This window comes from Cronobacter sp. JZ38 (genome assembly GCF_008932145.1).
In the GTDB taxonomy this organism is placed as follows: domain Bacteria; phylum Pseudomonadota; class Gammaproteobacteria; order Enterobacterales; family Enterobacteriaceae; genus Cronobacter; species Cronobacter muytjensii.
In genome coordinates this window covers 892064-904601 of sequence record NZ_CP017662.1, presented here as the reverse complement: position 1 = coordinate 904601, position 12538 = coordinate 892064, and the positions used below count along the sequence as shown (strand labels likewise).

Annotated in this window: 16 protein-coding genes; 9 read left to right on the top strand and 7 right to left on the bottom strand. The window is 58.7% G+C overall.

What is annotated here, in order from left to right:
- On the top strand, positions 1-420 hold the full coding sequence (locus BJP61_RS04250) for a cytoplasmic protein (protein ID WP_075193812.1): 420 nt from the start codon (positions 1-3) through the stop codon (positions 418-420).
- On the opposite strand, the gene fucR is transcribed toward BJP61_RS04250, so the two are convergent.
- Entirely contained in the window at positions 406-1146 is a 741-nt protein-coding gene (gene fucR, locus BJP61_RS04245; RefSeq protein WP_161579599.1) for an L-fucose operon activator, read from the bottom strand. The genes BJP61_RS04250 and fucR overlap by 15 nt on opposite strands.
- 171 nt (positions 1147-1317) lie before the next feature.
- On the opposite strand from fucR, the gene BJP61_RS04240 reads away from it, so the two are divergent.
- Entirely contained in the window at positions 1318-2214 is an 897-nt protein-coding gene (locus tag BJP61_RS04240) for an SDR family oxidoreductase (protein WP_075193810.1), read from the top strand.
- A gap of 70 nt (positions 2215-2284) precedes the next feature.
- Here BJP61_RS04240 and exbD read toward each other — a convergent pair whose 3' ends face one another.
- The gene (exbD, locus tag BJP61_RS04235; RefSeq protein WP_038867698.1) at positions 2285-2710 is read right to left on the bottom strand and encodes a TonB system transport protein ExbD; all 426 of its coding nucleotides are present in this window, start codon (positions 2708-2710) and stop codon (positions 2285-2287) included.
- Positions 2711-2716: 6 nt separating this feature from the next.
- Positions 2717-3451 carry a tol-pal system-associated acyl-CoA thioesterase gene (exbB, locus tag BJP61_RS04230; RefSeq protein WP_038867696.1) on the bottom strand — a complete coding sequence of 245 codons (735 nt, stop codon included), beginning with the start codon at positions 3449-3451 and terminating at the stop codon, positions 2717-2719.
- A 249-nt stretch (positions 3452-3700) separates the two neighbouring features.
- On the opposite strand from exbB, the gene metC reads away from it, so the two are divergent.
- Together metC and yghB are read left to right on the top strand one after the other, a co-directional pair.
- Complete coding sequence (metC, locus tag BJP61_RS04225) at positions 3701-4888, top strand: cystathionine beta-lyase (RefSeq protein WP_038867688.1); 1188 nt, start codon at positions 3701-3703, stop codon at positions 4886-4888.
- Positions 4889-5006: 118 nt separating this feature from the next.
- Positions 5007-5660, top strand: a complete 654-nt coding sequence (yghB, locus tag BJP61_RS04220; protein ID WP_038867686.1) for a DedA family general envelope maintenance protein YghB — start codon at positions 5007-5009, stop codon at positions 5658-5660.
- Between the two features lie 28 nt (positions 5661-5688).
- Here yghB and BJP61_RS04215 read toward each other — a convergent pair whose 3' ends face one another.
- Positions 5689-6582: an AraC family transcriptional regulator gene (locus BJP61_RS04215; RefSeq protein ID WP_171999237.1), complete on the bottom strand. Its 894-nt coding sequence runs from the start codon at positions 6580-6582 to the stop codon at positions 5689-5691.
- A 3-nt stretch (positions 6583-6585) separates the two neighbouring features.
- On the bottom strand, positions 6586-6777 hold the full coding sequence (locus tag BJP61_RS04210; protein WP_131824746.1) for a hypothetical protein: 192 nt from the start codon (positions 6775-6777) through the stop codon (positions 6586-6588).
- Between BJP61_RS04210 and yqhD the strand changes: the two genes are divergently transcribed.
- The 3 genes from yqhD to BJP61_RS04195 all read left to right on the top strand — a co-directional run bounded on the left by yqhD (position 6770) and on the right by BJP61_RS04195 (position 9452).
- On the top strand, positions 6770-7933 hold the full coding sequence (gene yqhD / locus BJP61_RS04205; protein WP_171997871.1) for an alcohol dehydrogenase: 1164 nt from the start codon (positions 6770-6772) through the stop codon (positions 7931-7933). The two genes, BJP61_RS04210 and yqhD, sit on opposite strands and share 8 nt — an antisense overlap.
- Positions 7934-8038: 105 nt before the next feature.
- Positions 8039-8866: a 2,5-didehydrogluconate reductase DkgA gene (dkgA, locus tag BJP61_RS04200; RefSeq protein WP_038867680.1), complete on the top strand. Its 828-nt coding sequence runs from the start codon at positions 8039-8041 to the stop codon at positions 8864-8866.
- Positions 8867-8942: 76 nt separating this feature from the next.
- Positions 8943-9452 (top strand): DUF3828 domain-containing protein, encoded by a 510-nt coding sequence (locus BJP61_RS04195; protein WP_038867678.1) that lies wholly within the window; start codon positions 8943-8945, stop codon positions 9450-9452.
- Between the two features lie 65 nt (positions 9453-9517).
- Here the strand turns inward: BJP61_RS04195 and BJP61_RS04190 are convergent, their stop codons facing one another.
- Both BJP61_RS04190 and grxB read right to left on the bottom strand, forming a co-directional pair.
- Positions 9518-9820 (bottom strand): putative quinol monooxygenase, encoded by a 303-nt coding sequence (locus BJP61_RS04190; RefSeq protein WP_171997870.1) that lies wholly within the window; start codon positions 9818-9820, stop codon positions 9518-9520.
- Between the two features lie 54 nt (positions 9821-9874).
- A complete protein-coding gene (gene grxB / locus BJP61_RS04185; protein ID WP_075193804.1) occupies positions 9875-10510 on the bottom strand; it encodes a glutaredoxin 2 in 636 nt (211 codons plus the stop codon).
- Positions 10511-10702: 192 nt separating this feature from the next.
- Here grxB and BJP61_RS04180 point away from each other — a divergent pair, with 192 nt between their 5' ends.
- Together BJP61_RS04180 and treR are read left to right on the top strand one after the other, a co-directional pair.
- On the top strand, positions 10703-11329 hold the full coding sequence (locus BJP61_RS04180) for a TetR/AcrR family transcriptional regulator (protein WP_038867672.1): 627 nt from the start codon (positions 10703-10705) through the stop codon (positions 11327-11329).
- Positions 11330-11569: 240 nt separating this feature from the next.
- Positions 11570-12517 (top strand): trehalose operon repressor TreR, encoded by a 948-nt coding sequence (treR, locus tag BJP61_RS04175; RefSeq protein ID WP_161579560.1) that lies wholly within the window; start codon positions 11570-11572, stop codon positions 12515-12517.
- The last annotated feature ends 21 nt before the right edge of the window (positions 12518-12538 follow it).

Sequence of the window (12538 nt, the reverse complement as noted above, 5' to 3'; positions counted from 1 at the left end):
GTGACGGAAATTACCTCCAGCCACCAATATTTCACTTTAGATAAGCAAGAAGAACAGAAATTTATCTTAAGTCAGAATTTGCAGGCGCTGATTAATGAAAAGAATGAAGCCATTGCGGGTTATACCCGGGCAGTGCTGACGATCCCGGCGGCCCTGGTTCAGCTGAAATGGCACAATCGCCGCGAAATCTATCCGTTTCTGGTGAAAGAAGAGGTGTATGGCGCGGTGCTTGAAGAAATCATGAACCGGCATCCGCAGCTGCGTGCGCCAGTTATGGCGGCGATTGAAGAACATTATCAGCAGATTAAAGCGCAGGAAGCCGCAACGCTGATGTTGAGCCGTCAGCTTGCCGATGGTAACTGCCAGACCTCATCCGTAACGCCGCTTGCGCAACCGCCCGCTCCCTCAACCGACAAGTAGCGCGCCCGCTTTTTGCCTGCCGTTTTCCTCCTGCGTTATCACCTCCGTTACCTGCTCCAGCGTTCCGATTTGCACTTCGCCGGTACGATTGCGTTTGCTGCGGTCGATAAGCAACAGCGATTGCGCCGCCCGGCGCAGCAACAGCGTTTTATACTCCGCATTCCACGAGCGCGCGTCCCAGATGCCGCCCGCCTCATCAATGCCCTGGCACGAAAACAGAAACAGATCGATATCGATATGTTTGAGCAACGCTGGCAGCGACGGGTTTTCATAACAGGCTGCCTGCCGGTGCAGAATGCCGCCAGTGCTGATAAGCGTCACCTGTTCGCGTCGCGCGACCTCCTGCCCTATCCGCACGCTGTTGGTGAGAATAGTGAGCGGCACGTCAGGGAGCTGGCGCGCCAGATACCAGCAGGTCGAGCTGGCGTCGAGCGCCACCACCATTCCCGCATCCAGCCAGTTTAGCGCGTTGCGCGCGATATCCATTTTATGCGCATGATGGCTTTTCGCCCGCGTCTGGAAAGGATCGTCATGGTTTTCCACATCACGACGCAGCGCCCGCGCGCGCCCGTGGCTGCGCAGGATATTCCCGGCGCGTTGCAGCTCGCTTAAATCGCGCCGGATCGTCTCCTGGCTGACGTTAAGACGGCTCGCCAGCGCCTGGGTCGTCAGCGCCTCATGCGCCCATAAGAGCCTGATAATCTTCTGCTGTCGCTCGGTTTTCATCATGCTGCTCCGTCGGTGGATGGCCTGGGTGACGCGCCGTTTCATTATTGCAGCAGGTCGTCGCAAAGGAGAACCAGACCGCGCCGGAAATACAGAAAATCCTGATAATTTTCGACAGCGCAGCATAAGGCACTACCCTTAGAAATACGCTTTGATAACGAGGAGGAACTTATGGCGAACGACCAGAACAAGATCCAGGACCCGACGACCCAGTACTTCACCGGGGAATATCCAAAGCAGAAACAGCCTGCGCCGGGCATTCAGGCAAAAATGGAGCCGGTGCCGGACTGCGGCGAGAAAACCTACAAGGGCAGCGGTCGTCTTCAGGATCGTAAGGCACTGGTGACAGGGGGCGATTCCGGTATCGGGCGCGCTGCCGCCATTGCTTACGCGCGAGAGGGCGCAGACGTGGTGCTGAATTACCTCCCGGACGAGCAGCAGGACGCCGAAGAGGTCAAAGCGCTGATTGAAGAGGCAGGCCGCAAAGCGGTGCTGATCCCAGGCGACCTGACCGATGAGAAATTCGCCCGTGAACTGGTGCATCGCGCCATTGACGAACTCGGCGGCCTGGATATCCTGGCGCTGGTAGCCGGTAAACAGACGGCGGTTGAGCAGATTGCGGATCTGACCAGCGAGCAGTTCCAGAAAACCTACGCGACCAACGTGTTCGCGCTGTTCTGGATAACCCAGGAGGCGCTGCCGCACCTGAAACCGGGGGCGAGCATTATTACGACGTCGTCCATTCAGGCGTATCAGCCGAGCCCGCACCTGCTGGATTACGCCTCCACGAAGGCCGCTATCCTGAACTACAGCCGCGGCCTTGCGAAACAGGTGGCCGAAAAAGGCATTCGCGTGAATATCGTCGCCCCTGGCCCCATCTGGACGCCGTTGCAGATTTGCGGTGGTCAGCCGCAGGAGAAAATCCCGCAGTTCGGCCAGCAGACGCCGCTTAAACGCGCCGGCCAGCCCGCCGAGCTGGCGCCGATTTACGTCTACCTGGCAAGCCAGGAGTCGAGCTACGTCACTGCCGAAGTCCACGGCGTAACCGGCGGCGAACACCTGAGTTAATCGCCCGACGCGGAACCATAAAAAAAGCGCGGCTTGTGCCGCGCTTTTTCTTTGCCTGAAGGATTAAGCGTTATTTCGCTTTCGTCACTTCCTGGCCGACCAGGCCGATTTTCAGATAACCCGCCTGATGTAGCGTATCCATCACGTTCATCATGGTTTCGTAGTCAACCGTTTTGTCAGCGCGGAAGAAAATCGTGGTGTCTTTCTTGCCGCCGGTCTGCGCGTCCAGCGCGCTGACCATCGTGTCGCGGGTGACCGGGTCGTTGCCGATAAACATCGTTTTATCCGCTTTCACCGACAGATAGACCGGTTTTTCAGGCCGCGGCTGCGGCTGGCTTGACGACGCCGGCAGGTTAACTTTTACATCGACAGTCGCCAGCGGCGCGGCCACCATAAAGATAATGAGCAGCACCAGCATCACGTCGATAAACGGCGTGACGTTAATTTCGTGCATTTCGCCGTTATCATCGAGATTTTCGTTAAGACGCATCGCCATAGGGCATTAACCTAAACGCAGTTTCTGAGCAGTACGTACCGGCTGCGCCTGAGCGCTTGCCTCGAGATCCAGATCGCGGCTTTGCAGCAGCAGCACCTGTGCCGCGACATCGCCAAGCGTCGCTTTATAGCTGCCGATGGTACGCGCGAAGATGTTATAGATAACCACGGCCGGGATAGCGGCGATAAGACCGATGGCCGTTGCCAGCAGCGCTTCAGCGATACCCGGCGCCACAACCGCGAGGTTGGTGGTCTGCGACTGAGCGATACCGATAAAGCTGTTCATGATGCCCCATACGGTGCCGAACAGGCCGACAAACGGGGAGATAGCGCCGATGGTGGCGAGATAGCCGTTGCCGCGCCCCATGTGACGGCCTGCCGCCGCGACGCGACGCTCAAGACGAAAACCGGTGCGCTCTTTAATGCCTTCGTTATCTTCGCTGCCTGCCGAGAGTTCGCGCTCGTTCTGCGCTTCTTCAATCAGGCGGGCGCTGAGGCTTTTCGGGCCAAAACGCTCGGCCATGTCGCGTGCGTCGTTCAGCGTGCGGGCGCCTGCCAGCTCCTGCTGTTCGCGCTTGAGGCGGCGCTTGTGACCGGCGAGCTCAACGCTTTTGCTAAAGAAAATCGCCCAGGTCACAACGGACGCCAGGATAAGACCGATCATGACGATTTTCACCACGATGTCGGCATGCTGATACATGCCCCAGACGGAGAGATCCGTCTGCATCAAATTATTTCCCACTCTGCATCTCCAGGACGAAAGTCACAAAACTGCTCACAATGATATCAAAATGACATCGAATTGATAGTAGTTCTCATTAGTATTTGCATGGTGCGCCAGCGCACATTTTTTTTCTTTGCGCTCAGACAGGAAAGCGGCGCAGATGACGTTTTTTCATCTTTCCCGACAATCGCAAAACAGCGCGAGGCGGCGGCCGTTTTCCGTGGTAACGTAGTTTTAGACATCCAGACGTTCAGACAGGGGACTTCCATGACCAGCAAACACATCGAGACGACGCTTATCCATGCCGGACGCGCGAAACGTTATACGCAGGGGTCGGTCAACAGCGTGATCCAGCGGGCGTCCTCGCTGGTGTTTGACAGCGTCGAGGCGAAAAAGCAGGCCACCGCCGGGCGCGCGCAGGGCGAGCTGTTTTATGGCCGTCGCGGCACCCTGACCCACTTTTCGCTCCAGGAGGCGATGTGCGAGCTGGAAGGCGGCGCGGGCTGCGCGCTGTTTCCATGCGGCGCGGCGGCAGTCGCCAATACGATTCTGGCGTTTGTCGAACAGGGCGATCATGTGCTGGTGACCAACAGCGCATATGAGCCGACGCAGGATTTCTGCACCAAAATTCTCGCGAAGCTCGGCGTCACCACCAGCTGGTTCGATCCGCTGGCGGGCGCAGATATCGCACAGCAGATCCGGCCCAATACCAAAGTGGTGTTTCTGGAGTCGCCAGGCTCGATTACGATGGAAGTCCACGACGTGCCCGCAATTGTCGCCACGGTGCGCCGCATCGCGCCGGAGGCCATCATCATGATGGACAATACCTGGGCTGCGGGCATTTTGTTTAAGGCGCTCGATTTCGGCGTCGATATCTCCATTCAGGCGGGCACCAAATATCTGGTTGGCCATTCGGACGCGATGATCGGCACCGCCGTCGCCAATGCGCGCTGCTGGGATACGCTTCGTGAGAACGCCTATCTGATGGGCCAGATGGTGGACGCCGACACCGCGTATGTTACCAGCCGTGGCCTGCGCACCCTTGCCGTGCGCCTGCGCCAGCATCACGAAAGCGCGCTGAAAGTCGCGCAGTGGCTGGCGGCGCATCCGCAGGTGGCGCGCGTTAACCACCCTGCGCTGCCGGGCAGCAAAGGCCATGAATTCTGGAAGCGTGATTTCAGCGGCGCCAGCGGCCTCTTCTCTTTTATTCTCGACAGGCGGCTGAGCGAGGCGGAGTTCGCGCGCTATCTGGATAACTTCACCCATTTCAGCATGGCGTACTCCTGGGGCGGCTATGAATCGCTGATCCTCGCCAATCAGCCGGAAGAGCTGGCGGCGATACGTCCGGCGGGTGGCGTCGACTTCACCGGCACGCTGGTGCGGCTGCACATCGGGCTTGAAAATGTCGAAGATTTAATCGCCGATCTGGAAGCAGGCTTTCATCGCATCGCCTGAAGTGAAAAAAAACGCCATTATCACGGGAAAAGAGAGGGTTTGTTGAACCTGTAATGCAGATGCGCCGGTACATTTAGAGGTACAATAGTGGCAATTCCGCTGTTCCACAGGATCTCCCATGGCTGTTATCCAGGATATTATCGCTGCGCTCTGGCATCACGATTTTGCCGCGCTGGCGGACCCGCATGTCGTTGGCGTTGTCTGGTGCGTGATGTTTGCCACGCTGTTTTTAGAAAACGGTCTGCTGCCGGCCTCTTTCCTGCCGGGTGACAGCCTGCTTCTGCTGGCGGGCGCGATGATTGCCCAGGGCGTCATGGATTTTGTGCCGACGCTCGTGATCCTCACGTCGGCGGCGAGTCTCGGCTGCTGGCTGAGCTATGTTCAGGGGCGCTGGCTTGGCAATACGCGCGTCGTGCGCGGCTGGCTCGCGCAGTTACCGGCGAAATATCACCATCGCGCCACCTGCATGTTTGACCGTCACGGCCTGCTGGCGCTGCTGACCGGGCGTTTCCTGGCTTTTGTACGTACCCTGCTGCCGACGATGGCGGGCATTTCCGGGCTATCAAACCGCCGCTTTCAGATTTTCAACTGGCTGAGCGCGCTGATTTGGGTCGGCGTGGTCACCGGTTTTGGCTATGCGCTCAGCATGATCCCGTTCGTGAAGCGTCACGAAGATCAGGTCATGACGTTTCTGATGATCCTGCCAATTGCACTGCTCGTGATTGGCCTGCTCGGCGCCGTGCTGGTAGTGCTGAAGAAAAAAACGCACTAATATTCTGCGGGCGGAGCGCCAGCTCCGCTCACGACAGCGCGCGCAGGCGCGCGGCATCCTCTCCCGGCGTCACCCCGAAATAACGTTTAAACTCCCGGCTAAATTGCGACGCGCTCTCATACCCCACCTGCATCGCCGCCGCGCTGGCTTTCATGCCGTTATGCGCCATCAGCAACCGCGCTTTTTGCAGCCGCCAGGTTTTCAGGTATTGCAGCGGCGAGGTGCTGGTCACCGCTTTGAAATTATGGTGAAACGCCGACACGCTCATGTTGGCCTCGGCGGCAAGCTGCTCTACCGTCAGGCTTTCGGCATAGCGCGTTTCGATGCGCCGCAGCGCGCGGCTGATGAGGCTGAAATGGGTCTGACGGCTCACCAGCGCCATCAGCGCCCCGCCGCCCGGCCCTTTCAGGACGTGGTAGAGGATCTCGCGCACCACCTGTTTGCCGAGAATACGCGCGTCGAGCGGCTCTTCCAGCACCTCCAGCAGCCGCTCGACGGCGCAGAGGATCTCATCGGTCAGCACGCCGGAATTAATGCCGCACGAGCAGGGCGCGGGCCGGAAGTGGTCATCTTCGCCAATCTCCATTACCAGCGCCTGAAGCTGTAACAGATCGATATTAATGCGCAGGCCCGCCAGCGGCTCCTCCGGGGTGGCGAATGTTTCGCACTCGAACGGCAGCGGCACCGTCAGCAGCAGATATTCGCGCGGATCGTAGCGGAACACTTTATCGTTGAGATAACCCGTTTTATGGCCGGAAAAGAGAAATATGATGCCGGGCTGATAAATCACCGGCGTGCGTGCGCCGGGCGTCGTGCCGTACAGGAGTCGCACCTCCGGCGGCAGAAACGCCAGCGATTTTTCTTTCTCTTTCAGTCTTCTAATCTCGTCGGCAATCTTGCGGCAGACGCTGTCACGGTTCATCAATCACGGCTCCTGATGCGCTTTTATCCGGCCTCCAGTGTGCGCAAAAAAACGCGTTTCCTCCAGCGGCAAAGAGAAATGGGCAAGAGAAAGGCAGGAATGAGCATTGAGACCGCGCCGCCCCATGCCGACAATAGTCGTCATCCCTTCACGCCCGGCGTGACGCTTATTCCAGAAGGAGTTTTCGATGAACAATTTCAACCTCCACAACCCGACCCACATCGCCTTTGGTAAAGGCGCCATCAGCGAACTACGCGCGCTCATTCCGGCTGACAGCCGCGTGCTAATCACTTACGGCGGCGGCAGCGTTAAAAAAACCGGCGTGCTCGATCAGGTTTACAGCGCGCTGAATGGTCTCGACGTGCTGGAGTTCGGCGGTATCGAGCCGAACCCGTCTTATGAAACGCTGATGAACGCGGTCGAACTGGTGCGTAAAGAAAACGTGACATTTTTACTGGCCGTCGGCGGGGGTTCGGTACTGGATGGCACTAAATTTATCGCCGCTGCCGCGCACTATGCTGCCGCCAGCGATCCGTGGCATATCCTCGAAACCCGCGGCAGCGATATCACCAGCGCCATCCCGATGGGCTCGGTGCTGACGTTGCCTGCGACCGGCTCGGAATCCAATAAAGGCGCGGTCGTCTCACGTCGCGCCACCGGCGATAAACAGGCGTTCCACTCGCCGTTCGTGCAGCCGCGTTTCGCCATTCTCGATCCGGTTTACACCTATACCCTGCCGCCGCGCCAGGTGGCGAATGGCGTGGTGGACGCGTTTGTGCACACCGTTGAGCAGTACGTCACGTACCCGGTGAACGCGAAAATCCAGGATCGCTTCGCCGAAGGCATTCTGCTGACGCTTATCGAAGAAGGCCCGAAGGCGCTGAAAGAGCCGGAAAACTACGAGGTGCGCGCCAACCTGATGTGGGCCGCCACCCAGGCGTTGAATGGCCTGATTGGCGCGGGCGTGCCGCAGGACTGGGCAACGCATATGCTCGGCCATGAGCTGACCGCGATGCACGGGCTGGATCACGCCCAGACGCTGGCGGTAGTGCTGCCAGCGCTGTGGAATGAAAAGCGTAACGAGAAGCGCGCCAAACTTCTGCAATACGCGGAGCGCGTGTGGAAGATCACCGAAGGCAGCGACGATGAACGCATCGACGCCGCCATTGCCGCCACCCGCCGCTTCTTCGAAACCATGGGCGCGCCGACCCGCCTGAGCGATTACGGCCTGGACGGCAGTTCCATCCCGGCGCTGCTGGCGAAACTTGAAGAGCACGGCCTTACCGCGCTTGGCGAACATCAGGATATTACGCTCGACGTGAGCCGCCGTATTTACGAAGCCGCCCGCTAAGCTTTTTGCGCGCGACCTTTCGTTTTTGGCTATTTCGACCAGACTTAACTCACCTGACTTGCACCGGGGCAACAACCCCGGTGTGTTAGCTCAAAAGGAGGAAATATGGCAAATCCAGGCGTAATTAAGCTGCATGACGGCAACCTGATGCCCCAGCTCGGCCTCGGCGTATGGCAAGCGAGTAACGAAGAGGTCGTCACCGCTATCCATAAAGCGCTGGAGGTGGGCTATCGTTCCATCGATACCGCGGCGGCCTATAAAAACGAACAAGGCGTGGGCGACGCGCTGAAAAGCGCGGGCATCGCGCGCGACGAACTGTTTATCACCACCAAACTGTGGAATGACGACCAGAAGCGCCCGCGCGAGGCGCTGGAAGAGAGCCTCGAAAAGCTGCAGCTCGACTATGTGGATCTCTATCTGATGCACTGGCCGGTGCCGGCTATCGACCGCTATGTCGAGGCGTGGAAAGGCATGATCGAACTCCAGCAGGAAGGGCTTATCAAGAGCATCGGCGTGTGTAACTTTAACGTTGAGCATCTGCAACGCATTATGGATGAAACGGGCGTGACGCCGGTTATCAACCAGATTGAACTGCACCCGCTGCTGCAACAGCGCCAGCTCCACGCCTGGAACGCCACGCATAAGATCCAGACGGAATCCTGGAGCCCGCTGGCGCAGGGCGGCGAAGGCGTGTTTGATCAGAAAATCATCCGTGCGCTTGCCGATAAATACAGTAAAACCCCGGCGCAGATTGTCATCCGCTGGCATCTCGACTGCGGGCTGGTGGTCATTCCGAAATCCGTCACGCCGTCGCGTATCGCCGAAAACTTCGACGTCTGGGATTTCCGGCTGGATAAAGACGAGCTGAGTGAAATCGCGAAACTCGACCAGGGCAAACGCCTCGGCCCCGACCCGGATCAGTTCGGCGGTTAATCGCGCCTGTTGGCGGCAAAAAGAAAAAACAGCATACTACGCAAGCCTGTTTACGGACGTTTGAGGACCAGTTCCGATGAAGCACCGCTTAGCGTTAGTTATGCTGTTTTTTTCCGCCAGCGCGCTGGCGCAAGGGGCCGCGCAAACCCCCACGCAATTTCTGAAAGCGCTCTATCAGAGTTACGCCAAAGGCAATGAACCGGTAGATTTCGCAAGCACTGGCGAGCAGCAGATCCTCTCCGACCGCCTGCTGAATCTGGTGGACGAAGATACGCGTCTCGCGGGCGGCGAAGTGGGCTTTCTTGATTACGATCCCATCTGCTATTGCCAGGACTGGGACGATCTGGCGGTAGACAAAATCAATGTCACCAGCAGCGACGCGACCCATGCCAAAGCCACGGTCACCTTCCGCCCGTTCCGCAGCTCGCCGGACGCCACCACGCAAAGCTTCGCGCTTATTAATGAAAAAGGCCGCTGGCGCATCGACGACATCATGAACGGCAACGGCAGCCTGTATCAGTCGCTGCAGGAGAGCAGCCAGCAGCTCCGCGCCGACCGCACCAACAGCGACGCGGTTTCGCCCTGATAGCGATAGCGCGCAATAAAAAACGGCATGCCCCTGGCACGCCGTTTTTATTTGTTAATACCGTTTTACTTCGCTTTGCCGCCTGCGAGCTTGTCCAGCAGCATCACGTCTGAGGTTTCGATATATTTCGGCAGCTCAGAGAACAGATGAACGATGTGCGACGACTGCAAATGTTTTTGCAGCAGCTCGCGGCTCTCCCACTCTTCAGTCCAGACGAAACGGCGCGGGTTTTCACTGTCGCGGTTTAGCTGATACACAATGCAGCCCTCTTCCGCGTGCGTTTTCTCAATCACACCGCGAAACAGCTGCTCAAGCTTCTCTTCATTGCCAGGCTTACTGACGAAAACAGCGACTACTGGAACGGTCATGATGTACTCCTGAAGTGATGTTGAATAAACAGGCGGCGCTTACGCCCGTTACGGTTATTTCGCCTGGTCGCTTAACAGCGCCACCTGCGTTTGCGCCGACACGCGCGCGATATACGCCTGCGTCTGTGGGCCAAACGCCGCGCCTTTGACGATGGTGAGCGAGCGCAGCAGCGGGAAGAGTATGAAATCGGTGGTATCGACAGTGTGACGTTCAGCCACCAGCGGCTCAAGCGCCGCGAGCTGCGCGTTCACCTGCTCAAGCAGCGCCGGGGTCTGCGCGCGCAGCGCGGCTAAATCGCCAAACGCGTTCTCTTCACGCGCCGTATAGGCCCGGCGGGCTTCCGGTGTCGCCAGCTCGGCGAAGTCGCCCTCGGTAAAGCGCGGGATAACCAGATCAAAAAGCGGAGCCGAGACTGACTCGCACCACTGTTTGATGGCCTCATCAACCGGCGCATCGGCAACGCGCGGCCCGGCAAGGCCGTCGACATAACGCACGATATCCATGCTCTCCGGCATATATGTGCCGTCATCTTTTTCGAGAATCGGCACCACTTTGCGCCCGACCATGCGGGTCGGCGTTTCGGCGTCGCCTTCCATAATGACCGAGACCTCGAAAGGCAGCTTTTTCAGGCCGAAAATCATCAGGGCGCGGACACAGAACGGGCAGTGCTCGTAGATATGCAGCTTCATGCAATTCTCCATGATGGAAGGCGGCGACGGCAGTGTTTATCGCTCGCAAAAAGTACTACTGATGAGTAACATTACTCGATAGTAACATAACGCACTGGCGTGACAAGGCCAACGAAATCGCCCCTCGCGATACCCTTGCCCCACGCCTTACAGTAAGCTAGCGCCCTTTAGGCCGCATGCAGGAGAGTGGATTTGCAGACAGACGCTGACAACCCGGAACGCCAGAAACCGAAACGGGGCGCCGCTACCCGCCGTCGGCTGTTGAAGCACGCCTGCGCCGAGTTCGCGCGGCTTGGCTATCACAGCACGAAAGTCAGCAATATCGTCAAGGCGAGCGGCCTGAGCCAGCCGACGTTTTATCTCTATTTCGAAAGCAAAGAAGCGGCTTATGAAGAGCTGGTGGGCGAGTTCCGCCAGCGCCTGGAACGGCTCACCGAAACGCTGCTGATCCGCACACGCGTGGAGGGCGTAGCGCTGGTGAAAAGCGTCCAGCAGAGCATTATCAAGCTGCTGGAATTTCTGGCAGAAGATCCGGCGTTGACTGAAATTGGCTTTTTCCAGCCGCCCGGTTGTACACAGACCAAAGCGGCGCTGGCGAAATGGATAGCCAGCAATATCGCCAAAGAACAGGCTATCGGCGTGTTTCGCCGCGATATCGACGCGCTGCACATGGCCCGCTGCATCGTCGGCATGGTCGATCAGATGGCGCGCGTCCCGGCCGACGACGCGACGCCGCACACGCTGGCCTCAGGTTGCGCGCAACTCTTATGCGAAGGGATCTGGGTGCGCCATCCGCCTCACGAGGCATCAGACGCCTGATCGCGTCTCTTCCCTCGCCCGCCAGACAGACGACGGGCGCACAATTTAGCCGCTGCCCGATTGATAAGCCACCTGCCATCGGCGAAGATAGCCGCCGCTTCGCTTACCCGCATAAAACGACGGTAAATCATCGCCGTTCGCCGGAATCTGCCTGAACCAGATTTTGCCCATTGCGCGCGGCGCGGCGCGCATTACCTTAACGCATAACACCTTTTCGACCGCCAGCCAGAGGAATGGACGATGCAAAACCGCCTCACCATCAAAGATATCGCGCGCTTAAGCGGCGTGGGGAAATCCACGGTCTCGCGCGTGCTCAATAACGAGAGCGGCGTCAGCGAGCGCACCCGCGAAAAGGTGGAGGCAGTGATGCGCCAGCACGGTTTTTCTCCTTCCCGCTCGGCGCGGGCGATGCGCGGGCAGAGCGATAAAGTGGTGGCGATTATGGTCACGCGCCTGGATTCGCTGTCGGAAAACCTGGCGGTGCAGACGATGCTGCCGGCGCTCTATGAGCAGGGATATGACCCTATTATGCTGGAGAGCCGCTTTTCGCCAGCGCTGGTGCGGGAGCATTTAGGCGTGCTGAGCCGACGCCATATCGACGGCGTGATTTTATTTAGCTTTACCGGCGTTAACGAGGCGCTGAGCGCCGCCTGGCAGGATTCGCTGGTGCTGATGGCGCGCGACGCGCCGGGCTTCGCGTCGGTCTGTTTCGATGACGAAGGCGCGATACGGCTTCTGATGCAGCGTCTGTATGAAAAAGGCCACCGGCGCATCAGTTTTCTTGGCGTGCCGCACAGCGATATCACCACCGGCAAACGCCGTCACGAAGCCTATCTCGCCTTTTGCGAGCAGTACGGGCTGACGCCCCGCGACACGCTGCCGGGGCTTGCAATGAAACAGGGCTTTGAGCATGCCGCCGAGGTGCTTTGCGACGACACTACCGCGCTGGTTTGCGCCACTGATACCCTGGCCATTGGCGCCAGTAAATACCTCCAGCAGCGCGGCGGCGCGCCGTTGCAGCTCGCGAGCGTCGGTAATACGCCGCTGCTAAAATTCCTCCACCCGGAGACGATCGCCGTCGATCCGGGGTATGGCGAAGCCGGTCGCGCGGCGGCGAAACAGCTTATCGATCAGATTACCCGCCGCGCCGATCCGCGCCAGATAGTGATCCCCGCTCATCTTGACTGACTGTGGCCCGCAGCCACGTTT

Bases quoted from the DNA above. Each gene is read 5' to 3' on its own strand.
- fucR (WP_161579599.1), bottom strand. From the start codon at position 1,146: ATGAAAACCGAGCGACAGCAGAAGATTATCAGGCTCTTATGGGCGCAT.
- BJP61_RS04240 (WP_075193810.1), top strand. From the start codon at position 1,318: ATGGCGAACGACCAGAACAAGATCCAGGACCCGACGACCCAGTACTTC.
- exbD (WP_038867698.1), bottom strand. From the start codon at position 2,710: ATGGCGATGCGTCTTAACGAAAATCTCGATGATAACGGCGAAATGCAC.
- metC (WP_038867688.1), top strand. From the start codon at position 3,701: ATGACCAGCAAACACATCGAGACGACGCTTATCCATGCCGGACGCGCG.
- yghB (WP_038867686.1), top strand. From the start codon at position 5,007: ATGGCTGTTATCCAGGATATTATCGCTGCGCTCTGGCATCACGATTTT.
- BJP61_RS04215 (WP_171999237.1), bottom strand. From the start codon at position 6,582: ATGAACCGTGACAGCGTCTGCCGCAAGATTGCCGACGAGATTAGAAGA.
- yqhD (WP_171997871.1), top strand. From the start codon at position 6,770: ATGAACAATTTCAACCTCCACAACCCGACCCACATCGCCTTTGGTAAA.
- dkgA (WP_038867680.1), top strand. From the start codon at position 8,039: ATGGCAAATCCAGGCGTAATTAAGCTGCATGACGGCAACCTGATGCCC.
- BJP61_RS04195 (WP_038867678.1), top strand. From the start codon at position 8,943: ATGAAGCACCGCTTAGCGTTAGTTATGCTGTTTTTTTCCGCCAGCGCG.
- BJP61_RS04190 (WP_171997870.1), bottom strand. From the start codon at position 9,820: ATGACCGTTCCAGTAGTCGCTGTTTTCGTCAGTAAGCCTGGCAATGAA.
- grxB (WP_075193804.1), bottom strand. From the start codon at position 10,510: ATGAAGCTGCATATCTACGAGCACTGCCCGTTCTGTGTCCGCGCCCTG.
- treR (WP_161579560.1), top strand. From the start codon at position 11,570: ATGCAAAACCGCCTCACCATCAAAGATATCGCGCGCTTAAGCGGCGTG.